Origin of the sequence: Iodobacter arcticus (assembly GCF_042664895.1) — a bacterium.
In the GTDB taxonomy this organism is placed as follows: Bacteria; Pseudomonadota; Gammaproteobacteria; order Burkholderiales; family Chitinibacteraceae; genus Iodobacter; species Iodobacter arcticus.
In genome coordinates this window covers 23,589-48,365 of the sequence record NZ_JBHTBQ010000035.1, presented here as the reverse complement: position 1 = coordinate 48,365, position 24,777 = coordinate 23,589, and the positions used below count along the sequence as shown (strand labels likewise).

The 24,777-nt window shown below is 47.0% G+C and carries 20 protein-coding genes; 12 read left to right on the top strand and 8 right to left on the bottom strand.

Annotated elements, in window-relative coordinates:
* Positions 1 to 301 precede the first annotated feature (301 nt).
* Together ACFQNF_RS16345 and ACFQNF_RS16340 are read left to right on the top strand one after the other, a co-directional pair.
* Positions 302 to 1,102 carry a response regulator transcription factor gene (locus tag ACFQNF_RS16345; RefSeq protein ID WP_380188997.1) on the top strand — a complete coding sequence of 267 codons (801 nt, stop codon included), beginning with the start codon at positions 302 to 304 and terminating at the stop codon, positions 1,100 to 1,102.
* A gap of 11 nt (positions 1,103 to 1,113) precedes the next feature.
* Entirely contained in the window at positions 1,114 to 3,297 is a 2,184-nt protein-coding gene (locus ACFQNF_RS16340) for a sensor histidine kinase (protein WP_380188996.1), read from the top strand.
* Here ACFQNF_RS16340 and yfcF read toward each other — a convergent pair whose 3' ends face one another.
* Together yfcF and ACFQNF_RS16330 are read right to left on the bottom strand one after the other, a co-directional pair.
* Positions 3,298 to 3,930, bottom strand: a complete 633-nt coding sequence (gene yfcF, locus ACFQNF_RS16335) for a glutathione transferase (RefSeq protein WP_380188995.1) — start codon at positions 3,928 to 3,930, stop codon at positions 3,298 to 3,300.
* Positions 3,931 to 3,957: 27 nt separating this feature from the next.
* Positions 3,958 to 4,449 (bottom strand): GNAT family N-acetyltransferase, encoded by a 492-nt coding sequence (locus tag ACFQNF_RS16330; RefSeq protein WP_380188994.1) that lies wholly within the window; start codon positions 4,447 to 4,449, stop codon positions 3,958 to 3,960.
* A gap of 308 nt (positions 4,450 to 4,757) precedes the next feature.
* Here ACFQNF_RS16330 and ACFQNF_RS16325 point away from each other — a divergent pair, with 308 nt between their 5' ends.
* Entirely contained in the window at positions 4,758 to 5,258 is a 501-nt protein-coding gene (locus ACFQNF_RS16325) for a hypothetical protein (protein ID WP_380188993.1), read from the top strand.
* A 24-nt stretch (positions 5,259 to 5,282) separates the two neighbouring features.
* On the opposite strand, the gene ACFQNF_RS16320 is transcribed toward ACFQNF_RS16325, so the two are convergent.
* The 6 genes from ACFQNF_RS16320 to ppsR form a co-directional block, all read right to left on the bottom strand.
* Positions 5,283 to 5,558, bottom strand: coding sequence for a hypothetical protein (locus tag ACFQNF_RS16320; RefSeq protein WP_380188992.1), 276 nt, complete (start codon positions 5,556 to 5,558; stop codon positions 5,283 to 5,285).
* Between the two features lie 136 nt (positions 5,559 to 5,694).
* Positions 5,695 to 6,498: a type I methionyl aminopeptidase gene (gene map / locus ACFQNF_RS16315; protein ID WP_380188991.1), complete on the bottom strand. Its 804-nt coding sequence runs from the start codon at positions 6,496 to 6,498 to the stop codon at positions 5,695 to 5,697.
* An 86-nt stretch (positions 6,499 to 6,584) separates the two neighbouring features.
* Positions 6,585 to 6,845 (bottom strand): cell division topological specificity factor MinE, encoded by a 261-nt coding sequence (gene minE / locus ACFQNF_RS16310; RefSeq protein WP_046352905.1) that lies wholly within the window; start codon positions 6,843 to 6,845, stop codon positions 6,585 to 6,587.
* Positions 6,846 to 6,848: 3 nt separating this feature from the next.
* Positions 6,849 to 7,658 (bottom strand): septum site-determining protein MinD, encoded by an 810-nt coding sequence (minD, locus tag ACFQNF_RS16305; RefSeq protein ID WP_046352906.1) that lies wholly within the window; start codon positions 7,656 to 7,658, stop codon positions 6,849 to 6,851.
* A gap of 23 nt (positions 7,659 to 7,681) precedes the next feature.
* A complete protein-coding gene (minC, locus tag ACFQNF_RS16300; protein WP_380188990.1) occupies positions 7,682 to 8,395 on the bottom strand; it encodes a septum site-determining protein MinC in 714 nt (237 codons plus the stop codon).
* Between the two features lie 310 nt (positions 8,396 to 8,705).
* On the bottom strand, positions 8,706 to 9,524 hold the full coding sequence (gene ppsR, locus ACFQNF_RS16295) for a posphoenolpyruvate synthetase regulatory kinase/phosphorylase PpsR (protein WP_046352908.1): 819 nt from the start codon (positions 9,522 to 9,524) through the stop codon (positions 8,706 to 8,708).
* Between the two features lie 314 nt (positions 9,525 to 9,838).
* Here ppsR and ppsA point away from each other — a divergent pair, with 314 nt between their 5' ends.
* The 9 genes from ppsA to ACFQNF_RS16250 all read left to right on the top strand — a co-directional run.
* Positions 9,839 to 12,211 carry a phosphoenolpyruvate synthase gene (gene ppsA / locus ACFQNF_RS16290; protein ID WP_380188989.1) on the top strand — a complete coding sequence of 791 codons (2,373 nt, stop codon included), beginning with the start codon at positions 9,839 to 9,841 and terminating at the stop codon, positions 12,209 to 12,211.
* A gap of 175 nt (positions 12,212 to 12,386) precedes the next feature.
* The gene (locus tag ACFQNF_RS16285) at positions 12,387 to 13,592 is read left to right on the top strand and encodes an aspartate aminotransferase family protein (RefSeq protein ID WP_380188988.1); all 1,206 of its coding nucleotides are present in this window, start codon (positions 12,387 to 12,389) and stop codon (positions 13,590 to 13,592) included.
* 199 nt (positions 13,593 to 13,791) lie between these two features.
* A complete protein-coding gene (locus ACFQNF_RS16280; RefSeq protein WP_380188987.1) occupies positions 13,792 to 15,039 on the top strand; it encodes a hypothetical protein in 1,248 nt (415 codons plus the stop codon).
* A gap of 9 nt (positions 15,040 to 15,048) precedes the next feature.
* Positions 15,049 to 15,468 carry a hypothetical protein gene (locus tag ACFQNF_RS16275; protein ID WP_380188986.1) on the top strand — a complete coding sequence of 140 codons (420 nt, stop codon included), beginning with the start codon at positions 15,049 to 15,051 and terminating at the stop codon, positions 15,466 to 15,468.
* Positions 15,469 to 15,521: 53 nt separating this feature from the next.
* Positions 15,522 to 18,203 (top strand): response regulator, encoded by a 2,682-nt coding sequence (locus tag ACFQNF_RS16270; protein ID WP_380188985.1) that lies wholly within the window; start codon positions 15,522 to 15,524, stop codon positions 18,201 to 18,203.
* Between the two features lie 314 nt (positions 18,204 to 18,517).
* A complete protein-coding gene (locus tag ACFQNF_RS16265; RefSeq protein ID WP_380188984.1) occupies positions 18,518 to 21,388 on the top strand; it encodes a type VI secretion system Vgr family protein in 2,871 nt (956 codons plus the stop codon).
* Between the two features lies 1 nt (position 21,389).
* Positions 21,390 to 22,433 (top strand): hypothetical protein, encoded by a 1,044-nt coding sequence (locus tag ACFQNF_RS16260; RefSeq protein ID WP_380188983.1) that lies wholly within the window; start codon positions 21,390 to 21,392, stop codon positions 22,431 to 22,433.
* Positions 22,434 to 22,445: 12 nt separating this feature from the next.
* Entirely contained in the window at positions 22,446 to 23,747 is a 1,302-nt protein-coding gene (locus ACFQNF_RS16255; protein ID WP_380188982.1) for a hypothetical protein, read from the top strand.
* Positions 23,748 to 24,059: 312 nt separating this feature from the next.
* On the top strand, positions 24,060 to 24,777 hold a 718-nt coding region (locus ACFQNF_RS16250), incomplete at its 3' end, for a hypothetical protein (RefSeq protein WP_380188981.1).

Below are 24,777 nucleotides of genomic sequence, written 5' to 3'. Positions count from 1 at the left end.
GCGTGTATCGCCTGAATAGGTACAAATTTTTTTGTTGATTTGTTTTAAAAATGAAATATTGGGTCGTGCATAAAACGAAATCACTTTTTCGTTTGCTAAGTGCTTGAGTTTGAATGAGCTTTACTGCGTGCACTTTTGCTAAAGCGGATAAAAGCTTTGCTAAATGGAATAAATATTGTGACAAAACCGATGGGAATTGGGCCGCTCATTAGCGGGGCGTATTCAATGTGGAAAATTTTTATTTATGCTTCCATCGTATAGCTGTTTATGATTGCGCCTTTGTCATTTTCACGCCTGACTTATGCGCCATTTGCCTGATGGTCAAACTGCCCCAAACGCCGTATCAGATAAGCCCCATATCCTGATTGTTGATGATTCGGTCGATGAATTACGCCTGCTGCTGGATGCTTTGCGCAGCCAGAATTATCGGATTAGCGTGGCTTTTGACGGGCAGCAGGGCTATCAGCGGGCGCAGGCTAATCCGCCAGATTTAATTTTGATGGATGTGCATATGCCGAAGGTGGATGGCTATGCAACATGTCGTTTATTGAAGGCTAATCGGCAGTTGATGCATATTCCGGTGTTGTTTTTATCTGCTGCAAATGCAATCAATGATCGCCTGCATGGTTTTACAACTGGTGCGGTTGATTTTATTTGTAAGCCTTTTGTCGCCGAGGAAGTCATCGCACGAGTAGCCGTGCATCTGTCGCTGTCTGCGCGCCGCTTACAAAAAGAGCGCCCTGCGTGTGAGGGCCAGCCTTTAAATCAGGATGAGGTTTTGCTTGCTGCGGCAATACAAATAATCACCGAGCAGCTTTATCAGCCGCCTGCTTTGGCAGAACTCGCCCGCCAGATTGGTACGCATGAAAAAAAGCTGAGTAAGCTATTTAAAACCCAATTAGGGATGACTGTTTTTGCATATATGCGCGAGCAAAAATTATTAAGCGCTCAGCAATTGCTGGCTAAAACTCAAATGAGCGTGATTGATATTGCTGAGCAATCCGGTTTTCAAAATGCCTGTAATTTTACGACGGCATTTAAAGAGCGTTTCAGTATGACGCCCTCGGCGTTCAGGCAAACTGCAGCGGTGGGCTTTGAGTGAGGTTTTTGTGGTTGTTTTTTCTTTCATCTTTTTTATACGCCAGCCAGGACGCTAGGCCTGCTGATCGCACTGTTTCGTATCAGCTGATTGAAGACACGCAGTCTCTTTCTGCTGATCAAATCAGCGCCAGTATAAAAGCCGCACCTTTGATGAGCGGCCACCATAATCTGGGCTATTCCAATTCGGTTTTCTGGTTAAAGCTTATTGTGCCTAATCCTTCCGATCAGCCTCAATTGCGTTGGCTTGATATGGGCGCGCCTCGCTTACAATCCGTCACGCTTTATATGCAGCAAAATGGGCGCTGGCAAAGTAGGGCGAGTGCGGGGCTGGATACACCTTTATCGTTGCATCCGGTAAAAGCCAGGCATGCTGTTTTTTCTTTGCAACTACCCGCCCAAACAGGGGTCGCTGTTTTGTTGAGGGTACAAAGCAAAACGGCGATGTCCATAGCGCCTGCAGTTTATGATCCTGTTTCGTTTAGAGAAAATGAAGTGACAGAGTCGTTATGGGCAGGCGTCTTGCTGGGGGCGTTTGGAATTGTTGGGCTTTATTGCGTGCTCTTATTTATTTTGATGCGGGATCATTCATTTCTTTATCATGGTTTGGCGGTTTTTTTCTTTGTATTGAATGAAGCGTGCATGCGTGGATATGGGGCTTTATATTTTTGGCCTGAAAGCACCATCTGGTCGGTTCATTCTTTATCTTTTTTTGGCCAGATTTGCGCTTTGTTTTTTTTATTGTTTGTGCGGCACTTTCTTAATTTGCCTGTGTTTTTGCCTTGGGGCGATAAAGTCATCAAGCTGATGCTGGCTTGGAATCTATTGGCTATTTTTATATCCCAGTGCATCAATTATCAGCGTGGCACGATGATGGGTTTGTTGCTGATTTTAATTACAGTGCCATTACTATTAGCCATTTTTTTACAGGTCATACGCAAGGGAGCAAGCGCGATGCGCTACTTTGCGGGAGGCCTGTTTATTTTGATGGTGGGGAATATTTTAAGGGCACTGGATTTATTCGGAGTGTTATCCAGCGGGCAGGTGTTGGGCGAGCATTTTATGTTGTTTGTGATTGTTTTCTCTATGCTTTCTTTTTTGCTGGCGATTATGGATCGGGTGATGCTGGCGAGACAGGAAAAAGAAACGGCCCAGAAAACTTTAATTGATACTTTAAATTCTCAGCAGTCCTTGCTGGAAAAAGCAGTGGAGAGCCGGACTGCAGAGCTAAAAGCGGCAGTTAAAGACGCGCAGTCAGCCAATCAATTAAAAACCAAATTACTGGCTTATATCGGCCATGATTTAAGAGCGCCACTCTCTACCATGATTGCCTACGCAAAACGCATGCGGCGAGGGGCGCCTTTTGATGATTTTTCTATGGTGGTTGAGCGTAGTGCTGGTCAGCAATTAGAGTTAATTGATGAATTGTTAAAGTATGCCCGTGGTGAAATGGTTGAGCATCATGTGCAATTAAGTGCCGGGTGTTTTCAGGATTTTATCGATGATATTCAGGGGCAGGCTGAGCTACTGGCCACGCAGTATCAAAATCGGTTTATTTATTTGCAAAAGGGCGAGGCTCCCGAGTGGCTTTATGCGGACTGGAAGCATTTACGTCAGGTATTACAGAACTTACTTTCTAATTCTGCAAAATTTACCCGCTATGGCGTGATTTCACTGACGCTGGAGTGGCAGACTGGCTCCGCAGATCAATCCAAGCTTCAAGTGGCGGTAGAAGATACCGGGGTCGGGATGAATCAGTCTGATCATGCCCGGGTTTTTCTTCCTTTTGAGCGAGCTCAAGAGAGCGAATCCAAGGAAGGGCATGGGCTAGGATTGGCGATTGCTTCGCAAATGGTTAAAAGTATGGGGGGCGAGCTGAAGGTGGAGAGCGCCGTGCAGCTGGGGAGCCGTTTTTATTTCTGCCTGCGCTTGCAACATGCTGCTGCGGTTTATACGCTACCGGTGCCCAAACCCCTTGGTCCGGCTTTGCCGCATGATGATATACAACAATTACAGTTGTTTATTGCCAGTGGGCAGGTCACTGAAATAGAAAACTGGGCTGAAAAAATAGCACTGCTTTCCGCACAACATGCTCAGTTTAGCCTGCAAATTGCAAAGGCTTTGCAGTATCTGGATTTTGAAAAATTGCAGGCACTGGCTGATGATTTGCTCATTCAGCCAGATGCGCTGCATGCTTAATCAGCCTTTCTGCTTTAGCCACTGCTGCACAGATGCTCTTTGCCATTGTGCGTTGGCGTAGTTCACGAGCTTGGTAGGCACAGGGTCGCCATTTTTAATCAGGCGATTAAGCATTAGCGCAAGATCGGTGTCGGCAATGCACCATTGCTCAAATAGATTGGCTTGATCTTCCTTAATTAGTAAATCAGCTGCGGCAATCAACTTATCTGCGGCGGCTTGGCCTTTGCTTGATAGGGCCTGATCACTGGGCGCAAAAAACACCACATTGGTTGAGCGCTCAATACGCAAATCCAGCAGATCGCTCCGTAGCCACGCCTGGATTTGCCTTGCTTTGGCGCGTTGTTGCAGCTCCGTTGGGTAGAGCGCTACATATTCTGGGGCTGGGAACAGCTCTTCTAGGTATTCGCTGATAGCCGATGATTCTGATAGAAAAAAATCCCCTTGCACAAGCGTAGGCACACGGCTGGTGAGCGATTGCTGGCGGAATGCCTGTTGCTGCTGCTCGCCCGCATCTAAGTCGAGTGTTTTGACTTCAAAAGGCAGGTCTTTTTCGAGTAAAGAAACAAAGACCGACATCGCATAGGGGCTGGTGAACAGCGAATCTGCATAGAGTGTAAAGGGCGCTGGCTTCATTCTGGCTTACCTTTGTGGAAGGGGGATTTAAGCGGTTTTACATCTGGCCATCATATAAACATCAACAAACTGGCCGTTTTTAAAAGCATAGTTTTTGCACAGGCCTTCTTTGATAAAGCCGTGTTTTTCATAGAGGGCGAGGGCGGCTAGGTTATCGATGTACACGGAAAGCTCGATTCGACTAATCGCCTGCCATTGCTCTGCAATTTCAATTGCGGCCAGCATTAAAGCATCGCCCACGCCTTGCCTGCGTGCGTTGGTTTTAACGCCCATGCCAATTGCGGCCACATGTTTGCGGCGTGGGTTTTGTTCAATATATAAACCCAGTTGTCCGAGAATTTCTTCGCCCGATACGGCAACTAGGCTAATTGCGCCCGCGCTGTTTTGGTTTAGCCGTGCCTCCCAAAGTTCTGCCGATGGATAGGGGCCTTGCAGTGTGGCGGAGTAGTTGCTTGGCTCGGCATACAGTTGGCGAATCTGTTCTATATCTTGTTTTTCACTATGCCTGATGCTGTACATGCGGCCACCTGATTAGTTATATCTTTGTAAGGCCAGTGTATCAATGCGAGTGAATGCTGTCAGCATTTATTCGTGGCTAACAAGGGCTAACAAGGTTTAATCATCCGATGCTTTGTTGCTTGTTTGTTTGTTGATATCGCAATAATGCCCCCTAGTTGGTAATTGTTCTCGTTTGAGGGGAGGAGGGGGAGTGTCATAATAAAAGCGTAATTTGCACAGCCATCGCTTGTTTTACCTAGGAATGCAGTTTGGTGAGGCGGCTGGCTTATCTAATATGGCGTGATTCTATTTAATATAGGGGCTAGGGTTTGTTTATTTCGTTTGAAAAGAATACTTGCGGTGCTTGCTTGGCGGGTTTGCTTGTTTTGGGTTTTAGTCAGTTAAGCTTTGCTGCTGATGATGTGCTCGGCTCTGAGCTTGCCACGCACCATGAGCTTGAGCTGGCTACTCCGCTGGCATTAGGCCAGCAGCGAGGGAGTGATCGGCGGGGAGATGTTGTGATTGACCGCCGCATGTTTAAGCTTCTGCGTGCGGAAAGAAACGCTGACATTTTGCCTAGCCAAAAGGAAAGGGAATTACAAGAGAGCGAAGAGTTACGCTCGAAACTGACAAAGAGTGCGTTTGCAGAGGCTTTGGAAAAAGCCAAGCAGGAAGAAGAGGCCCGCGCTGATCGGGCAAAAAGAGAGCAGGATTATTTAGAGATACAACAGAGGCAGCGATACGAGTGTATCCCTGTGCCAAATCAATATAAGTGCGCGCCTCAGGTGAGTGGCGTGCCTTTCCCTCGGCAGGGGCGTTTATTTCCGTGAGTTTGTTGTTGCTCGGGCAATGGCTTATTTAATCATCAGCAAAAAATAAGCGATCGGCGGGATGAGTAGCCCCATGCCGGAGAACAGCATTTTTCCTGGCCATGCGGCAATTTGCCAGCGGCGCAGGCAGTAAACTGCAGCAAGCGGAAAAACGGCCAACATCCCTGCCGCCCAAAACCAGTTTTTATTGCCCAGTGCAGTCATTAAAGACACCATCAGGCCAACAAAACACAGCGCCACGCCAATAGAAAACACAATCACAAGCAGGCCAATCAGCCAGGGTGCAGTAAGAAGAAGCACGGTTTTGTTCCAGAATTGTAGGGCGGGTGCTTGCCCGCCGTTATGACGTGCTACAAATTGGCGGGTAAACACTCGCCCTAAGAATCATGAGGTAGCGGTAGGGTGGGCAAAAAAGCTTGTCCACCCTACCGCTCTTTTAAATGGCGTAGCTATCCGGGCGAGCAGGTGTTCCTGCTGATTGGGTCAAGATTTCATAACCGGTTTCGGTCACTAAAATCGTATGTTCCCATTGTGCAGACAGGCTGCGATCTTTGGTGACGATGGTCCAGCCATCGCTCATGCCTTTGATTTCGCGCTTACCTGCGTTAATCATCGGCTCAATGGTAAAGATCATGCCTTCTTTTATTTCCGGACCAGTGCCGGCTTTGCCGTAGTGCAGGACTTGTGGATCTTCGTGAAATTTAGTGCCGATGCCGTGGCCACAGAATTCACGCACAACCGAGTAGCCTGCGCCTTCGGCGTATTTTTGAATTGCTGCACCGATATCACCAAAGCGAGCACCGGGTTTTACTTGATCAATACCGAGCCACATGGCGTTGTAAGTGACTTTTGCCAAGCGGCGCGCAGGTGCAGAAACATCGCCTACCAGATACATACGGCTATTGTCGCCGTGGTAGCCATCTTTAATGACGGTGATATCCAGATTGACGCAGTCGCCGCTTTTGAGTGGCTTATCAGCAGGAATGCCGTGACAAACCACTTGGTTTACTGAGGTGCAAATGGCTTTTGGGTAAGGTGTGTAGCCAGGTGGGCAGTAGTTGAGCGGCGCAGGGATGGTGCCTTGCACATCGCGCATATATTCGTGGCAAAGGCGATCGATCTCTGCCGTGGTGACGCCCACTTGTACAAAAGGCGTAATGTAATCGAGGACTTCGCTGGCAAGCTTACCGGCGATGCGCATTTTTGCGATATCGTCCGCGTTTTTAATCACAATAGACATAGGTGTTTGGCCTCAAAATAACGAAGAGAGGGTGAGCAACGCCAGCCTCTCTTCGGGGTGTTCTTTATAATAGTAATACTTGTGCTTTAGCGCTTATTGGTTTCAGGCAGCACAATGTTCACTTCTAAAACTTCAAAATCATCTTTGCGATCCAGTTGAACGATGATGTCTTCCGGATTAATTGCTACGTATTTAGAGATGACGGCAATCAGTTCTTTTTGCAACTGGGGCAGGTAGTCTGGGGTATTTCTACCGTTTCTTTCATGCGCCAGAATAATTTGCAAGCGCTCGCGCGCTACCGATGCCGTTTTTTTCTTTTCACCGAAGAAATAGCTAAGAATAGACATGCATTAACCCCCGAATAACCGTTTCCAGAACGGTGCCTTGGGTGTTTCAATAAAACGTAATGGACGCTCTTCACCCAAGAAACGGGCGACCACATCTTTGTAAGCCTCAGAAACATCGCTGCCTGCCAGGTGAATGGCTGGGCTGCCCGAGTTAGACGCTTGCAAGACGCTTTCGGATTCTGGAACTACGCCGATCAATTTAATTCGCAATAAATGCTGCACATCGTCTAGCGATAACATTTCGCCAGAATCAACGCGCTTAGGGCTATAGCGGGTAATTAAAAGATGTGTTTTTACCGTGCCACCATCTTCGGCGCGTTTGGACTTAGCATCCAGAATGCCGATGATGCGATCAGAATCGCGTACGGATGAAACTTCAGGATTGGTAACAACAATCGCTTCTTCGGCAAAATACAAAGCCATAAATGCGCCGGTTTCAATGCCCGCCGGGCTGTCGCAAATAATGTAATCAAAGCCGGTGTGCTCAAGCTCTTTAAGAACTTTTTCTACGCCTTCTTTGGATAATTCGTCCTTATCGCGGGTTTGCGAGGCAGGCAGAATATAAAGATTGTCACAGTTTTTGTCTTTAATGAGCGCCTGATTAAGCGTTGCTTCACCTTTGATGACGTTTACAAAATCGTAAACAACGCGTCGCTCGCAGCCCATAATTAAATCGAGATTGCGCAGGCCCACATCAAAATCAATAACGGCGGTTTTAAAGCCACGCAAAGCAAGGCCAGAGGCGAAGCTTGCGCTGGTGGTGGTTTTACCCACGCCTCCCTTGCCGGATGTGATAACGATGATTTTTGCCACTGTAAATCCCCTGAGTGCTTTATTTAGTTAGTTTCGTTTAAGGCTTCGATCACGATTTTTTCTTGATCTAGATAGATTTGTGCCGGCTTGGTTCGTATCGAATCAGGCAGGTCTTCTTGTAATGAGCGGTATATGCCCGCAATAGAAACCAACTCCGCTTCCATGCATGTGGTAAAAATTCTGGCTTGATTATCGCCTTTTGCGCCTGCCAGTGCACGGCCTCGCAGGGGGGCATAGACGTGAATGTTGCCATCGGCAATCACTTCGGCCCCTGCAGACACAAGTGCCAGCACAATTAAATCACCGCCTTTGGCATAAACTTGCTGGCCAGTGCGTACAGGACGGGTGATCACTAGGGCGGGAGGAGGTGGCGCTGCTTTACTGGTTACAGGAAGCGGAGCAGAGAGCGAGTCGTCTTGTAGTACTACAAGGCCAGCGGCCGCAGCGGCCAGCTTTTGATCGCTATTGCCGCCATGCACAGCAACGGGTAAGAGGCTGAACTGTTGTAAAAGTCGTATTAAAGTGCCGACCTCAAGCGCAGAAGGCAGCTCGGGCAGGCTACTAAAATCGATAATGAGTTGTTCACCCGCTAAAAAGTGCTCACGGCCGCCTAGTTTTTCAAATAGTGCAGCTTCTAATCGGCCAGGATCAAGCGTGGCTGGGACGAAAGACAGTAGTTTAATGCTGCTGCTCTTAAATTCAAAAATGCTGTCTAAATCAGTAGCAGGATTTGTCATGCGCGTAAGCCGAGTAAGCATTGATCTGTGAAGGGGGTGAGTTTACCGTGTAGTGCTACGCCAAGGAAGCTGTGTTATAGCGTAAGCGCAAATGAATGATCTACGGCTGTAACTTGACGCTTCATATCCACAGCTTTGTTTTAGACCCGCTGTTATTGCGCAGGGCGCACTCGAAGCTCGGCGTGGATGATTTTAGTCGCTCGACGAGCACAGTGCGCCGTTTGCTATATGGCCGTGTGCGGGGCAGGAAAAAGCGTCCTTTACCTAGTAGTGCAGTGCATCACGGTGTGTGGAGTGTTGTTTACATTGATCAATATGTCCGCCGCACCAATCCTGTGCGATGCATGATGGTGGTGGCGAGTTCTTCAATCGACATGCGAGTGGTGTTGAGATAGGGCACGCCCACATGGCGCATCAGAGCCTCGGCTTCGGCGATTTCGAAGCGGCAGTTTTCGACCGACGAGTACTTGCTGTCGGGTTTTCTTTCTTCGCGGATTTCGGTAAGCCGGTCTGCTTCAATCGTTAAGCCAAATAATTTATTCCGGTAGGGAAGTAGTAATTTGGGCATGGTGTGATTGCCAAAATCTTCAGGTGTAAGCGGGTAGTTGGCCGCTTTAATTCCAAATTGCAGCGCCAGATAGAGGCAGGTTGGTGTTTTTCCTGATCGTGAAACGCCAACTAAAATTAAATCTGCCTCGGATAAATCCCGTGGCATCACGCCATCATCGTGATTGAGTGTGAAATTAACCGCATCAATCCGATTTTTATATTCTTCAAAATTAACGATGGCATGTGATTTACCAACGGTATGCGATGAATCTTGTCCTAGTTCTGCTTCGAGTGGGCCGATAAACATCTCAAAAAAATCGATCACTAATGCTTCAGGCACATGCGTTAGTTTTCGGATGATGGGGTCGACCACAGTACTGAAAACCAGCGGTCTGCAGCCATCTATCACTGAGTGCTTGCGGATTTCTAGGGCGACTTCCACTGCTTTTTCTGGCGTATCTACGTAAGGAAGTGTGACGCGATGGAATGTGACATCTTCAAATTGCGTAAGCAGGGAGTGGCCGAGCATTTCGGCAGTAATACCAGTTCGATCGGAGACAAAAAAAGCCGTTCGACGCATCGTAAATCTCCAAATATATGTGCACAAGCTTGCCATTTGGCGTTGGGCAAGCCGTTCAGAAAGGCTTGTTTTTACTGCGGAAAAGCTCGATTTTACGGCGTTTCACGCGCTTTTTCCTTGGATGGTAAGCTTTTCGCCTAAAAATGCAAGAAATGTGTCGCTATGCACGTTTTTAGTGCTAAGTGGGGAATAATTCCGCCTGTTTGCACGTAATGGATTTTCCTGTAATGGTTTATCCTGAGTTTTCTCAGCGCGCTCTCAGCCTAAAATGCACTCAGTTTATCGCAACGCAACATTTCAATAAGGCCCGTACCATGTCCGAACGCTATGTGATCGATTTCGCCCATCTGCGTATGCACGATGTAGAACAGGTAGGCGGTAAAAACGCCTCGCTCGGTGAGATGATCTCTCAGCTTACAGAAAAAGGCGTTCGTGTTCCCGGTGGTTTTGCGACTACCGCAGCAGCATACCGACAATTTCTAGCTCACCAAGGTCTTGCAGATCGCATCGATGCGATTATGAATACTTTGGATGTGGATGATGTCCGCGCACTCGCCATCGTGGGTAAGCAAATCCGTACCTGGATTTTGGAAACGCCGTTTCCTGCACAGCTGGAAGCTGAGATTAGCGAGCATTATAAACTGCTTGGCGACGATGTAACCGTTGCTGTGCGATCTTCTGCTACTGCCGAAGATTTACCGGATGCGTCTTTTGCCGGTCAGCAAGAAACATTCTTGAATATTCGTGGCTTTGAAAATGTCTTAGTGGCGATGAAAGAAGTCTTTGCATCGCTGTATAACGACCGCGCTATTTCCTACCGCGTACACAAAGGCTTTGATCATAAACTGGTTGCCTTGTCTGCGGGTATTCAGCGCATGGTGCGCTCTGATGTGGGCGCTGCTGGTGTGTTGTTTACCATCGACACCGAAACCGGTTTCGATCAAGTGGTGTTTGTAACGGCATCTTATGGCCTCGGTGAAACCGTGGTGCAAGGCGCGGTTAATCCTGATGAGTTTTACGTGCATAAGCCAACGCTGCGCGCCGGTCGCCCAGCGATTGTGCGTCGCCATTTAGGCGGCAAAGCCATCAAGATGGAATTCGATCTTGAAGCGGTAGCAGGTAAATCCGTTAAAACAGTTGATGTTGAGTTAAGCGAGCGTCGTAAGTTTTCGATCAGCGATGCAGAAGTAGAAGAATTAGCAGGCTACGCGCTGACGATCGAAGAGCATTATGGCCGTGCGATGGATGTGGAATGGGGCCGCGATGGGATTGATGGCAAGTTGTACATCTTGCAAGCTCGTCCAGAAACGGTGAAATCGCAAGAAAGCAATGCCGATAAGCTGACTAAATTCCGCATGCTGGAAACCGGTAAAGTTTTAGCCGAAGGCCGCTCGGTTGGGCAAAAAATTGGCCAGGGCCGTGTGCGCGTGATTCGAGATGTATCTGAAATGGATCGTGTTGAAGCGGGCGATGTGCTGGTTTCTGATATGACTGATCCAGATTGGGAGCCGGTCATGAAGCGTGCTTCTGCCATCGTCACTAATCGTGGTGGACGTACTTGCCACGCTGCGATTATCGCGCGTGAGCTGGGCATTCCTGCGGTGGTGGGTTGTGGCGATGCAACACGCGTCTTAAAAGAGGGCGATCTGGTTACCGTGTCTTGCGCTGAAGGCGATACCGGTAATGTATACGAAGGCATTTTGAAATTTGAGCGTATGGATACCTCGCTCGGCCATATGCCTGAATCGCCAGTCAAAATCATGATGAACGTCGGCAATCCGGAGCTGGCCTTTGAATTCTGCCAATTGCCGAATGAAGGCGTGGGTTTGGCGCGTTTAGAATTCATCATTAACCGTATGATTGGCGTGCACCCGAAAGCGCTGCTGGCTTATCCGCACTTACAGCCTGAGCTGAAAGCGCAAGTTGAAGAGCGTATCGCTGGCTATCGCACTGCCGTTGATTTCTACGTGGATAAGCTGGCCGAAGGGATTTCTACCTTGGCTGCCGCGTACTGGCCAAAGAAAGTCATTGTGCGTTTGTCTGACTTTAAGTCGAATGAATACGCCAATTTGATCGGTGGTACAGAATACGAGCCGCACGAAGAAAACCCAATGATCGGTTTCCGTGGTGCAGCGCGTTATGTGGACAAGAGCTTCCGTGATTGCTTCGAGCTAGAATGCCGCGCAGTGAAAAAAGTGCGCGATGTGATGGGTTTGATCAATGTGGAAGTGATGATTCCCTTTGTGCGTACCCTGAAAGAAGCCGAATGCGTGATCGAATTGCTGGAGCGCAATGGCCTGAAACGCGGCGAAAACGGCCTGCGTGTGATCATGATGTGCGAAATTCCTGCTAATGCGGTGCTTGCAGATCGTTTCCTCAACTTCTTTGACGGCTTCTCGATTGGCTCTAACGATATGACTCAGCTAACACTGGGGATTGATCGTGATTCAGGCGGCCCGGTTTCTGCTTCGTTTGATGAACGTGATGATGCAGTAAAAGCCATGTTGTCGATGGCAATCAAAGCGTGTCGTAAAGCCAATAAATACGTGGGTATTTGCGGCCAGGGCCCATCGGATCACCCAGATTTCGCGCAGTGGCTGGTAGAAGAAGGAATCGAAACGATTTCTCTGAACCCAGACACCGTAGTGGAAACATGGTTGTATTTATCGGGCGCAGCAGCAAAGTAAATATCGCGTAGGGCGGGTGAAAACAGCGTATTTTTAAGCATCGCTCGCGGGTTGCACCCACCCTACGATGGCTTTGTAGCAATTAATGTGCCTTAGTCTTGAATTAAACATCAGCGGCGGGTTACGATATAAAATCGTACCCGCCGTTTATATATTTAAAATAAGGAAATAGAGAATGTCCCATGCCCGTGCCGATTTTGACCAATATATGGTTCCCAATTACGCCCCCGCAGCCTTTGTACCGGTGCGCGGTGCGGGCAGCCGAGTATGGGATCAGGCGGGTCGTGAGTATGTGGATTTAACCGGCGGTATTGCCGTGAACGCATTGGGCCACTGTCACCCAGCTCTTGTGGCCGCGCTGAATGAGCAGGGCAGCAAGCTTTGGCATCTTTCCAACGCGTTTACCAATGAGCCTGCGCTTGATCTGGCACAAAAGCTGGTTGAAACCACATTTGCTGATCGCGTGTTCTTTTGTAACTCGGGTGCAGAAGCCAATGAGGCGGCGCTTAAATTAGCGCGCCGCGCCGCAATTGAGCGTTTTGGCGATAAAAAACACAAGGTATTGTCGGCTCTGAATTCATTTCACGGCCGTACCTTCTTTACCGTGTGCGTGGGTGGTCAGCCTAAGTATTCCGATGGCTTTGGCCCAAAGCCTGCTGGTATTGAATACTTTGAATACAATAATCTGGATTCCTTAAGCGCGCTGATCGACGATGAAACCGCTTGCGTGATTCTCGAACCGATTCAGGGCGAGGGCGGTGTAGTGCCCGCCACGCCTGAGTTTATCGCTGGCGTGCGTGCCCTTTGTGATAAGCATCATGCTTTTTTGATTTTTGATGAAGTGCAAAGTGGTGCTGGTCGTACAGGTAGTCTTTATGCCTATCAAGAGTACGGCGTTTTGCCAGATATTTTGACTAGTGCCAAGGGCATTGGCGGCGGCTTCCCGCTGGGCTGCATGCTGACCACTACAGATATTGCTAAGCATCTGGCTGTAGGCACGCACGGCACAACTTACGGTGGCAATCCTCTAGCTTGCGCAGTGGGCAATGCTTTGCTCGATGTAGTGAATACGCCTGCCGTGCTGGATGGCGTAAAAGCCAAGCGCGCGCTATTTGTAGCGGGCATCGCCAAAATCAACGCGCAATATCCGATCTTTGATGAAGTGCGCGGCATGGGTTTATTGATTGGTGCCGAGCTTAAACCTGCATTTGCGGGTAAGGCTAAAGATTTATTAAATCTGGCGGTAAAAGAAGGCCTGATGATTTTGATGGCAGGCCCGAATGTGATCCGCTTTGCGCCGTCTTTAGTGATTGCGGATGAAGATATCAGCGAAGGTATGGCGCGTTTTGAACGCGCAGTGGCTGCATTTACTGCTGCATAAAAGACATTGATTTTAAAAACGCCTCGTGAAGAGGCGTTTTTTTTGGCCGGTGATTCTGCTTTTATCAAAAGCAATATAAGGTGGGTTTTTTCTGCTGTTTCGCTTATTAAAAATCAGACAAAGCAGGAAAGGCTTGATGTTCTTTTCTTCTTGGCTATCTTCAAGGGGTGTCAGTATAAAGTTAGGATAGGAAAGCAATATGTTCAGTGTCTTGATGCGATATCTGCTGCTGTGTTTGATACTGCTGCCCGGAGGGGCACGGGCAGAGACGTATTCTGAGCAGGATTTGTTTTCTTTAAGTGGTTTTGCCACCTTGGGTGCGGTGTATAACAGCACGGATCAGGGTGATTTTTTGCGCGATCTTTCGCAGCGAGAAGGTGTTGGCTATACACGCAGGCTGGATTTTGGGGTTGATTCACTGCTGGGCTTGCAGCTGGATGCCCGAATTAACCCGGCATTATCAGCCTCAGCTCAGCTTATTAGCCATCGGCGCTACGATAATCGTTTTACGCCGGAATTAAACTGGGCATTTATCAAATATGAGCCAAGCGAAACCCTGCAGCTTCGCACGGGGCGCTTAGGCTTTGATGTTTATATGCAGGCCGATTCAAGAAGTGTGGGCTACTCCTACCTGCCTGTACGTCCACCGGTTGATTATTATGGCGGCTTGCCGATTACCTATTTAGACGGCGGGGATTTAGTTTTAAAATATCCGATTGGTGAAGGAATTGCTCGAGCTAAGTTTGCAATCGGCTATGCCAAGGAAAAGCTGCCTGTTCAAAACTCAGAGGGTCATCTCGATTTGAATGGCTCCCTTTTATGGGGCGGCTATTTTGATTATCAATTACAAAATTGGCAATTCAGGGTGGGTTATGCAAGATTGAAATTAGAAAATGAATTGGCAGATCTCGATCTTTTGCTAAATGTATTGCGATCACCTCAATTACAAGCGATCAGTAATGGCCCGGCTCAATTTGCAGATGATGCCATGATTAAAGGCAAAACTGTTGAATTTATTTCTGCGGGCATGATCTATGATAGTGGCCCTTTGCAAGTGCAATTAATGCTTCGCAGATTACTTGCTACGACGATTTCTTATCCTAATAATGACGCGGGCTATTTAATGCTGGCTTATCGTCTTGGGGCCTTTACGCCTTATGCCTCGTACTCCAAAGTAAGACCAAAAGTGCTTAAGCATGATATGGGCTTGCCCGACATTCCCCCGTTTGCCGAAGTAAATGCAATCGCAAGGCTGGTTCAGCCTTACCCATTAATGGATCAATCGACCTATTCTCTGGGCTTGCGCTACGATGTGATGCGCAATTTAGATCTTAAATTTCAAGTCAATCGGATTGATGGTCGCGATTCACTCCAGTGGGCAAATAAGCAGCCTGCCTGGGATGGCCGTGCAACCATTTATAGTCTGACCTTGGATTTTGTTTTCTAGGGCGGCCCAATGAAAACCCTTATCCTTTCTATTCTTATTTTATTTGCGCATAGTGCCTGGGGGGGCGATTGGGTGGTGATTGTGCATCCTAATAGTGGTGTTGCTCAGCTAAGCAAAGGTGAAGTGATTAATATCTTTATGGGGCGTTATCGGAAATTCCCCTCCGGGCAAAGTGCAATACCGCTGGATGTTATTTACCCTGTGTCAGGCAGAGAACATTTTTATCGGGACTTATTAAACAAAGAATTAGCTGAGGTTGATTCGTATTGGGCTAGGCTTAAGTTTTCCGGGCAAGTCTCGCCACCCCTAGTGGTAGAGAGTAGTGATGAAGCTATTAAAATGGTGGCCAGTAATATTAATTATATAGCCTATTGTGATAAAGCAAAAGTAACTGATAAAGTGAAAGTTGTGTTTGATTTTAATCGGTGATTAAGCTTTTGTTTTAACGATATGAATGCATTTCATTTCGCAAAGCGATTTCTATGCTGAAAGTATTTAGCACCAGTCTGGTTTTTCGCAGCGCGGCGATAGTGCTTTGTATTGCCTTGCTTGCAGGGGCGGTTTTTTCTGGGATTACTTACATTGTCGTGGCGCAAAAAGAGCGCGAGTTGCACCGGGTTCGTGTCAACGAATTACTCAGTACCGTTGAAGACACTATCAAAATAGCCTGCTATTTAAATGATAAAAACTTAGCCGCTGAAGTAGGGCGTGGCTTATTAAAAAATCACTTTATTAGCCAAGTGTTGATTAGAAATGAAACTCATATTCTTGCTCAGGAGGGGGGAGTAAAAGGAGAGCTGCAAATGATGGGGGATGGGCAAATTGTTCGCCAGGTCACATCGCCTTTTAATCCACAAGAAGTCGTTTGTAAAATTATGCTGGATTTAAATCCTCAGGTGATTCAACAGAGTGTGGCTGAGCGCTCTTTACTACTGGTCTATTTATTATTGATGCAGGCGATGGTAGTGGCCTGTGCCGTAGTGATGATCGTATTGAAATTAATTACCCGGCCCATTAAAAATATCTCTGATCGATTGCATCATTTATCCGCTGAATTAGGAGCAAAGCTTCATACGCCAAGCGGCCATCAGCACGATGAAATCGGCCGCTTGGTGGATGATGTGAATGCGTTATTAAATCGTTTAGTGATGATTCTGGATGATGAACGCAATTTACGGATCCAACGTGGCATTGATGAAAAAAAATTCAGAGCTATTTTTGAAAATGCAGAAACAGGTATTTTTGTCGTTGATCGTTTTGGGCGTTTGCATTCTTATAACCGTGCTTTTGCCAGAGTATTAGGCATAGAAGGTGGTTCTGTTAAACAGAAATCTAATCAAATGCTGCAAGAATATATGGGGGAGGCGGCAGCAAAGTGTAGCGAATTAATTGAATTGTCGCTTAGAGAAAACAGGGGGGTGAGCGAAGATATTTTTGTGTCTTTTTTTGAAGATAAAGAAAACAAATGGTTAAGTATTGTACTTAACCCGATTGAAGAAGATATGCTGCAAGGCTTGCTGGATGATATTTCTGATCGAAAAATTGTAGAAGAATCAACACGGCAATTAGCCATTACTTTACGCGAGGCAAAGCTGGCTGCTGATCGGGCTAATCAAACAAAAAGTGACTTTTTAGCCAATATGAGTCATGAGATTCGTACTCCTTTGAATGCCATTTTAGGTTTTTCTGCCTTATTACTCGATACCGAGCTCAACCCTCAGCAAAGAGATTTTTTAGAATCGATTAATACCGGTGGTGATGCACTGCTTTCACAAATTAATGATTTACTTGATTTTTCTAAAATTGAAGCGGGTAAATTAGAGCTGGAATATATTGATTTTGACTTGCGCCGCTCGATTGAAGAATCTCTTGAATTGGTTGCCGCCAAAGCGATAGAGAAAAAATTAGAGCTAGTAGGGCTGGTTGATCCCTCGGTACCTTGGCGTTTAAACGGCGATCCTGTACGCCTTAGACAAATTGTTTTAAATCTTCTTAATAATGCAATTAAATTTAGCACAGCAGGCCCTGTGTTAATCAGGGTACGGGCACACGCTGTGTATCATGAGCAATATCAATTGCATATCGAGGTGGAGGATCATGGTATTGGGATAGATCCGGAAGTCAGGGCGCTATTATTTCAGCCTTTTTCACAGGCAGATGCATCTACAACACGGCGTTTTGGTGGCACGGGATTGGGCCTTTCTATTTGCAAGCGCTTGGCTGAAGCAATGGGAGGAAAAATAGATGTGATTAGCGAGCCTAATAAAGGCGCTACTTTCTGGTTTGAAATTATTTTAAATCGTGCCCAAGTCAATGTATTAGCGCCTACCTTGCCTTTAAGCTTAAAAGGAAAGCGAGTGTTAATTGTGGATGATTTAGCGGCTAATCGCGAGTTGCTGGCTTTGCAATTGCAATCTATGGGACTGGTTACCGAGGTGTTTGGCTCGGCTGTGGCGGCTTTATTAAGATTAAATGAGAGTAATGATTTTAGTGTGGCGTTTTTAGACGGGCAAATGCCGTATATGAATGGCTTTGCTCTGGCTAAATCAATTAATGCCATGCCTGCCCATGCCGCAATGCCTTTGGTGTTATTAAGCTCGATGGGTGGAGCAGGCCAAACAGGCATGGCGCATGAGGCAGGGTTTACTGCTTTTTTAAGTAAGCCGATCCGCACTTCCCAATTATATGGCTGCTTAGAAGTGGTGTTTAGTTTGGCCGAAGCTAAAAAACCAGAACGCACCTTGCTGACCTTGGGGGCTATTGAAGAGCAAAGAGCGGTGATCAAGCCTTATTTATTGCTAGCAGAAGATAATTTATTAAATCAAAAAATAGCGGTACTGATGCTGGAAAAAATTGGCTGCCGTGTTGATGTGGTAGAAGATGGTGCAGCGGCGGTGCAGGCGGTTGAGCAGCAAAATTATGATCTTGTGCTGATGGATTGCCAAATGCCCAATATGGATGGATTTGATGCCACTCGCTCGATTAGGGCGCTGCCTAGTGATAAATGCAATATTGTAATTCTGGCGCTAACTGCAAATGCATTTAAAGAAGATATGCGGCGTTGTTTAGATGCAGGAATGAACGGCTTTTTATCTAAGCCAATTAGTATTGATGCTTTACAAGTTGAAATAGAAAAATGGCTACCTGAAAAAAATAAAGTTTAGCCTGCTAAATAGCTGATGTTATGTAGTAAAACTCAAATCTTAAAACACGGAGGTCACAGAGAGCAGGGCGTTTCACGGAGAAAAGTAAATTTTTAATTAAGCCTCTCATCGAATAAGAAGAAAGCGTTCTTAAGTTTTGTAAGCTATTTGCTATGGTATTTCCACTGCAAATTAGAGAAAGGCTTATGGTAGGTATTTATGCTTACTCGGTTCGTATGTTTTATTGGTGTTATTGCCAAGGGTTTGTAACTATTTTGACAATAAATAAGGGGGTAGGTAGGCTGTGGGTTTGACTATTTAGCGCGAAAGATCCTATGCGTCCAGATCAGCTCCTTGTCTCCTTTGCCGCGGCCTTTAATCAGGATCAACGCCTTATCAGCCTGCAACTTGGCGACGGGGCGGCGTGGGGCGAGCAGTTATTGCCTCAGCGCGTAACGGGCAGCGAAGGGATTAGTCGCGTTTTTCGCTATCAGATTGACTGCCTGTCCCCCAATGGCGATTTAGAACTTAAATCCCTGCTTGGGCTGCCGGTGGTTTTAGCGATAGCAGACGCCAATGGCGATGCGATTGAGCGCTGTGGGGTGATTTCTAAGGCGCAATTATTGGGGGCCGATGGGGGCTTCGCTAAATACACGCTGACGGTGGAACCGCCGTTTGCGCTACTCAGATATCGCCGTACTTCGCGGATCTTCCAAGATTTATCCATCGTCGATATTGTGAAACAGGTGCTGGCCGAGCATCAGGCCAAAAATCCCGTCTTTGCCGCTGTGCAAACGCTGGATTTCAAGCTATCGGGCGAATATCCGCCGCGCTCTTATTGCCTGCAATACCGCGAAGACGATTACGCCTTTCTGTGCCGTTTAATGAAAGAGTGTGGCCTATCATGGCGTTTTGAACATTTGGCGGGCGATTCCCCACAAGTGCAGCTGGTGGTCTTTGATGATGTCTTCTCCATCCCCGAAGCTTCGGACCCCATCGCTCGCTTTCACCGTTCGTCAGCAACAGAAGAAAGTGATTCTCTTACCCAATGGAATAGTCAGCGGCAAATCGGCAGCAGCTCTGTTTTCCTAGCCAGCTTTGACTACAAAGCCACGCTTACCAGCCACGGCTTAAGTGATAGCGCCATTGATCAAGGCCATGGCGGGCAGCAAATTCAGTCAAGCTTGGAATATTACGACCCACAAGCGCATTACTACGCCAGCGATTTAGACCAACTGAATCACGATGCCAAGCTTCGCCAAGATGCTTTAGATGGGCAAAAGAAATCATTTTCTGGTTCTGGTACTTTACGCAGCTTGCAAGCGGGGCAATGGTTTCGCTTAGAAGATCACCCAGCCCATGATTTTGATTCGGCTGAGCAGCGAGAATTCGCCATCACTGAGCTGAAGTTCACCGCCAACAATAATTTTCCAGCCGATCTGACTCAGCAGCTTGGCCTCGTTGCGCCGAGCTTACTTGCAGCCGCAGCTTCTGCCGATAATCCACCTTATAAGACCGACTTCACCGTCCAAAGACGCGGCCAGCCTGTGCTTAGCCATCTAGGCGAACAAGAATTTACCAAGCCCACTAGCCTAGGCGTGCAAACCGCCACGGTAGTTGGCCCCGCCGGTGCAGAGGTGCATACGGATGAGCTTGGCCGGATAAAAATTCAGCTACATTGGCAACGTGCCGCCGAGCACCCCGAGTTTGGCGCAAACCTCGACGATAAATCCTCCTGCTGGGTTCGCGTTTCCATGCCATCCGCCGGTGCAGGCTTTGGCCACCAGTTTATTCCGCGTATCGGCCAAGAAGTTTTGGTCGACTTTATCGAAGGCGATATCGACCGCCCCATCGTCACCGCCGTAGTCCACAACGGTAGCCACCCTGTGCCAACATTCAGCGGCGCAGGCGCTTTGCCTGCCAATAAAACGCTCTCCGGCATCAAAACCAAAGAGCATGAAGGCGGCCAATACGGCGAGCTGTTGTTTGACGATACAAAAGGCGAAGTCCGTACCAAATTATCGAGCGAACACGGTAAAACTCAGCTTAATTTGGGCTATCTGATTCACCCGCGCACCGACGGAAAAGGTGAGCCACGCGGCGAAGGCTTTGAATTACGCACCGACAAACAAGGTGCCATTCGTGCCAGCGGCTTACTCATCAGCACCGAAGCCAAAGGTGGTGCGAGCGGCAAGCAACTCGACCGCAGCCCCGCACAAAGCCAGCTTGAATCCGCCTTAGACACTGCCAAAAACCTCGGTGAATACGCGACTAAACAACTAGCCGACACCATCGAAACCGGCGATGACGATCAAACCATCAAACCCGACAACAGCGCTGGGGACAAAGCCAGCCACGGCCACCTTTACCATCACGTACACGCCAGCAAAAGCTTTGAAGCAGGCAGCAATACAGATAAAGACAGCAAAACCAAATCCAAAGAGCAGGCAGGCCAACAAAAAATCATCCTGCTGCACGCGACCGACGGTGTAGCCATCACCACCCCGCAAAGCCAGACCCTCAGCGCAGGCACAAACCTAGACCAAGTCGCCCAAAGAGACAGCAACCAAAGCACCGGCCGCCGCTGGATACACAACGTCGGCCAACACATCAGCCTGTTTACCGGCGGCATTAAAGACAAAATCACCATGAAACTGATTGCCGCCAAAGGCCAGCTGCAAATGCAGGCCCAAAGCGACGACATCGAAATCACCGCCGATAAAAACGCCAAGTTCACGGCGATCAAAGGCAAGGGCCTCTTCAACGCCAAGCAAGAAATCCTGCTCACCGCTGGTGGCGCTTATATCCGCATCAAAGACGGCAAGATCGAACTACATGCACCGGGGAAAGTGAGCATTAAGGGCGGCAGCCATGATTGGGGTGGGCCAACAAGATTCGATCATTCTTTGCCTGTTATGCCTGCGTATACTCCGGCAAAAGGCCCTTATACGGCTAAATATCAGCTTTTTAAAACGGACAATAGACCATTTGAGGATTACAACTATGAAGTTCGTGGGGCTGATGGTGAGTTATTAGATTCAGGCCTAACCGATGCCAGCGGCCGCACGCAATTTACAAACACAGATGAAGCTAAGCCTATCAAAGTATTTAAATCAGTGATGCGTGAAAGCGAAAGGATTACAGAAAAATGGGAAAGAAAACTAGACAGCGCTGTAAATATAGCAAAATCTAAGGATGTAAAATAACATGGCCATTCCATTAGTTATTTTAGGAATAATAGAAATTGTTTCAGCCGCAATCACCGCTTATGAAGTGTATGATTTGATTGATGAATTTTACGATGGATTAAAAAATTACAATAAAGGAATCGACCAGGCAAAAGAAGAATTAAAAAAGCAGATAGAAACGCTAAAGAATGAGATAGATAAAAAAATATCAGAAAAAGAAGAGGTTGCCATTTTATTGACGGCTGCCAATGCAGACCCTCAAGGACAAAATACCAAACAGGCAAAAGGGCGGGCAGCAGGTAGCCCCGTAATCAATGCTGCTATTCAGCAAAAGATTCCTTTTCGACAAGTTATCAGTATGGTTTGCACGCAGGCGGATAAAATTCCTGTGTTGCAATTACGCAAGAAAAAAGGCGTTGAGTTAAAAGACTTACCCAAAGCAAAACGAGTCGCTTTTGAAAAACTCTTAGCACTGAGTGCTGAAGAGCTGGTAGGCGTCGATTTAGAAAGCTTTATTGTTGTGCGCCTAAAACAACTCGCCAGCAATTTAATGTTTGAATTTATTGATGAGGTTTTAGCATGGAGCAGCCCCTTAAAGTGTGAAGTTTGCTTTGGCCCTGCGCCTGCCTATGCAGACCATCCCCTTTCAGGAGTTAGCCCTACTCGTCTACGCCGAGATGGCGACATCAATCCGTTTTACCCTATGCCTTACCGCAGGGGGAGCATCAGTGCTGATCTGGTGATTACTGAATATCGTAAGAAACGTTGCGATAAAAGCAATATCTTTGCGATTGTGGAGATTAAGTTTCAAAATGATACGATTGATGAAGAACAGTTTAAGAACTATCGAAATCTTCTGGATAAAGCTGCAGAAATAAAAAATGCCAGCCACCCGATTAAGTTCGATAAAAAAAATGTGAATAGCGGTGGGCGTTTGTCTTTATTCCGCTATCCAGAAGATGTTGCGGTGAAAGATGACTCAAAAGATAAAAAGGATCCTAAAGATCAGAGTGATCAACCTAAAAAACAAAGCCCAAGAACTGGCCGCCGATCAGGCCACTAACAGGAAAATAACATGAGCACTGCTGAATTATTAATGGATCAGGATGATATTGACTGGTTTATAACGGCCACCCTTGAAAATGATTTATTAACCACATTTGGCGAGGATGACCGGGATCTTGGCATTTGCCCCTATATCACGTTTTACGTTTACAACCAGCCCAATGAATATATGCAAGTGGCTGAAAAAATGCATGCGCTGTTTGATGAATTTAGCCTGTTAATCGATGAACCTTGGCAAAAAAAATGGAAGGACATTACCCAAGTCTGGTTAAAAGCAGGGGATAAACGCCTGCCTGACGATTGGCGGCCCGCTGCAATCCGCAGCCAAGCGCGTGGACGGGTTCATTTTATGCGGGCAACCGATGCAAGTGGCCCCATGGTTAGCCCACGTTGGGGCATTAGTGGGGTTGTTGATGAAGGCTACCGTTGTTACAGCACACTAAAACTTACTTTCCGGCATAAGTGGTTTAATCAGAATAAAGAGCGTTGGTATGCGTTTGTGGAGCACTGCCTGAATGTGCTACAGCCTGAGCATTGCTATAGCGGTTTTGAAGTAGGCAATGGGGGCTTTAATTTAATGGGCGCTTATGAAGCCGATGTATTAGAGCGAATCTGTGCTGATTACTTTTATGGTATGGACATTGATCACCCTGATGCAATGGGGTTTCAATATCATGGCAATGAAAATGGTTATGTATCACATCTGCGTTTGGGGGCTGGTCTGCGCACCCCCACCTGGAGCTTTTTACTTTCCCCTTTATGGCGCAGCCGCTTAGGTAAAACAGAAGCTGAAGTGCGTGAATTTTTAAATGATCCACGCATACAAATTACGGCGTTACCTTACCCTGTAGGGCCTCATAATCCAAATGCAGAAAATGCACTTTGGATACGTCTAGGTGAATTAGATTTATATCCGGTAGCGCAAGGTCTGCCCGATCTTTTAATCAAAGCCAATGAATTGATCAAGCCCATTCGCTGCGATGAATTGCAATTACTAACTTTAGATCCGTGGGATGACGATCCTAATCCACGCTTTGATTACGAAAGCAGCTTACGCTGGATGAGGCGATTTGATGAAAACAGCGATTGGCCTAGCCCAGAAATTCGCCAACCTTTATTAACGGCTTCAGTAGACAACTCACTACAAAGTGGCCGCTGCCCGGCGAATAGCCCATGCCTAGAAACAGGCTATTGGTATACCCCTGCCAAACAAAACAGTCGTGCGCTGTTTAAACAAGGAGAGCTAATGCCAAATTTCCCCGGCTCTAGTTATGGCGCAACGATTTGGTATTGGGATGGGAATCAGGATTAATTTATTTGCTATTCATAAAATATTCTAAATTAACTGACCCTGCGCAGAAAGGCTATGCGCATAGTGCAAGGATGCTCATATTTAAATTTTAAATGATGAATCGATTAGCAGCAGCGAAATAAAGGAAATCCTGATTATGCCTCTTGCTCAATCTCATTATAAATATCGTAGGGCGGGTGAAACCCGCGTATTTATTCAGCATTGCTCGCGGATTTTACCCTCCCTACAAATTCAAAAACTAAGCCTAGCACTCAAGAAATCCATCTACACAGAGTCCATTGAGCAAGAGGCATAATCAGGAAGGAAATTGTAATGAGCACTACAGAGCTTTTTTTACAAGCGGATGAAATTCAGGAATTTATAGAAGAAACGATGGCCGATGATTCTCTTTTTGTGATTGGAGAAGATGATCGGGAATTAGGCATCTGCTCCTATATCACGTTTTACGTTTACAACCAGCCCAATGAATATATGCAAGTGGCTGAAAAAATGCATGCTTTGTTTGATGAATTCAGTTTGTTAATCGATGAACCTTGGCAAAAAATATGGAAATCACTGACCCAAGTCTGGTTAAAAGCAGGGGATAAACGCCTGCCTGACGATTGGCGGCCTGCGGCAATCCGCAGCCAAGGCCGTGGGCGGGTGCATTTTATGCGAGCAACCGATGCAAGTGGCCCTATGGTCAGCCCACGCTGGGCCATTAGTGGGGTGGTTGATGAAGGCTATAGCAGTTACAGTACCCTAAAACTTACTTTCCGCCGTAAGTGGTTTAATCAAAATAAAGAGCGTTGGTACGCGTTTGTAGAGCACTGCCTGAATGTGTTGCAACCCGAGCATTGCTACAGTGGTTTTGAAGTGGGCAATGGAGGCTTTAATTTAATGGGTGCTTATGAAGCCGATGTATTAGAGCGAATTTGTGCCGATTATTTTTATGGCATGGATATTGATCATCCTGATGCAATGGGGTTTCATAGCAATAGTGACAGGCATGACTTTGTTATGCCTAATGATCTTGGTGCGGGCCTACGCC

Excerpts from the sequence above, each read along its gene's own strand:
- ACFQNF_RS16345 (WP_380188997.1), top strand. The coding sequence starts at position 302 with ATGCGCCATTTGCCTGATGGTCAAACTGCCCCAAACGCCGTATCAGAT.
- yfcF (WP_380188995.1), bottom strand. The coding sequence starts at position 3,930 with ATGAAGCCAGCGCCCTTTACACTCTATGCAGATTCGCTGTTCACCAGC.
- ACFQNF_RS16330 (WP_380188994.1), bottom strand. The coding sequence starts at position 4,449 with ATGTACAGCATCAGGCATAGTGAAAAACAAGATATAGAACAGATTCGC.
- map (WP_380188991.1), bottom strand. The coding sequence starts at position 6,498 with ATGTCTATTGTGATTAAAAACGCGGACGATATCGCAAAAATGCGCATC.
- minE (WP_046352905.1), bottom strand. The coding sequence starts at position 6,845 with ATGTCTATTCTTAGCTATTTCTTCGGTGAAAAGAAAAAAACGGCATCG.
- minC (WP_380188990.1), bottom strand. The coding sequence starts at position 8,395 with ATGACAAATCCTGCTACTGATTTAGACAGCATTTTTGAATTTAAGAGC.
- ppsR (WP_046352908.1), bottom strand. The coding sequence starts at position 9,524 with ATGCGTCGAACGGCTTTTTTTGTCTCCGATCGAACTGGTATTACTGCC.
- ppsA (WP_380188989.1), top strand. The coding sequence starts at position 9,839 with ATGTCCGAACGCTATGTGATCGATTTCGCCCATCTGCGTATGCACGAT.
- ACFQNF_RS16285 (WP_380188988.1), top strand. The coding sequence starts at position 12,387 with ATGTCCCATGCCCGTGCCGATTTTGACCAATATATGGTTCCCAATTAC.
- ACFQNF_RS16280 (WP_380188987.1), top strand. The coding sequence starts at position 13,792 with ATGTTCAGTGTCTTGATGCGATATCTGCTGCTGTGTTTGATACTGCTG.
- ACFQNF_RS16275 (WP_380188986.1), top strand. The coding sequence starts at position 15,049 with ATGAAAACCCTTATCCTTTCTATTCTTATTTTATTTGCGCATAGTGCC.
- ACFQNF_RS16270 (WP_380188985.1), top strand. The coding sequence starts at position 15,522 with ATGCTGAAAGTATTTAGCACCAGTCTGGTTTTTCGCAGCGCGGCGATA.
- ACFQNF_RS16265 (WP_380188984.1), top strand. The coding sequence starts at position 18,518 with ATGCGTCCAGATCAGCTCCTTGTCTCCTTTGCCGCGGCCTTTAATCAG.
- ACFQNF_RS16260 (WP_380188983.1), top strand. The coding sequence starts at position 21,390 with ATGGCCATTCCATTAGTTATTTTAGGAATAATAGAAATTGTTTCAGCC.
- ACFQNF_RS16255 (WP_380188982.1), top strand. The coding sequence starts at position 22,446 with ATGAGCACTGCTGAATTATTAATGGATCAGGATGATATTGACTGGTTT.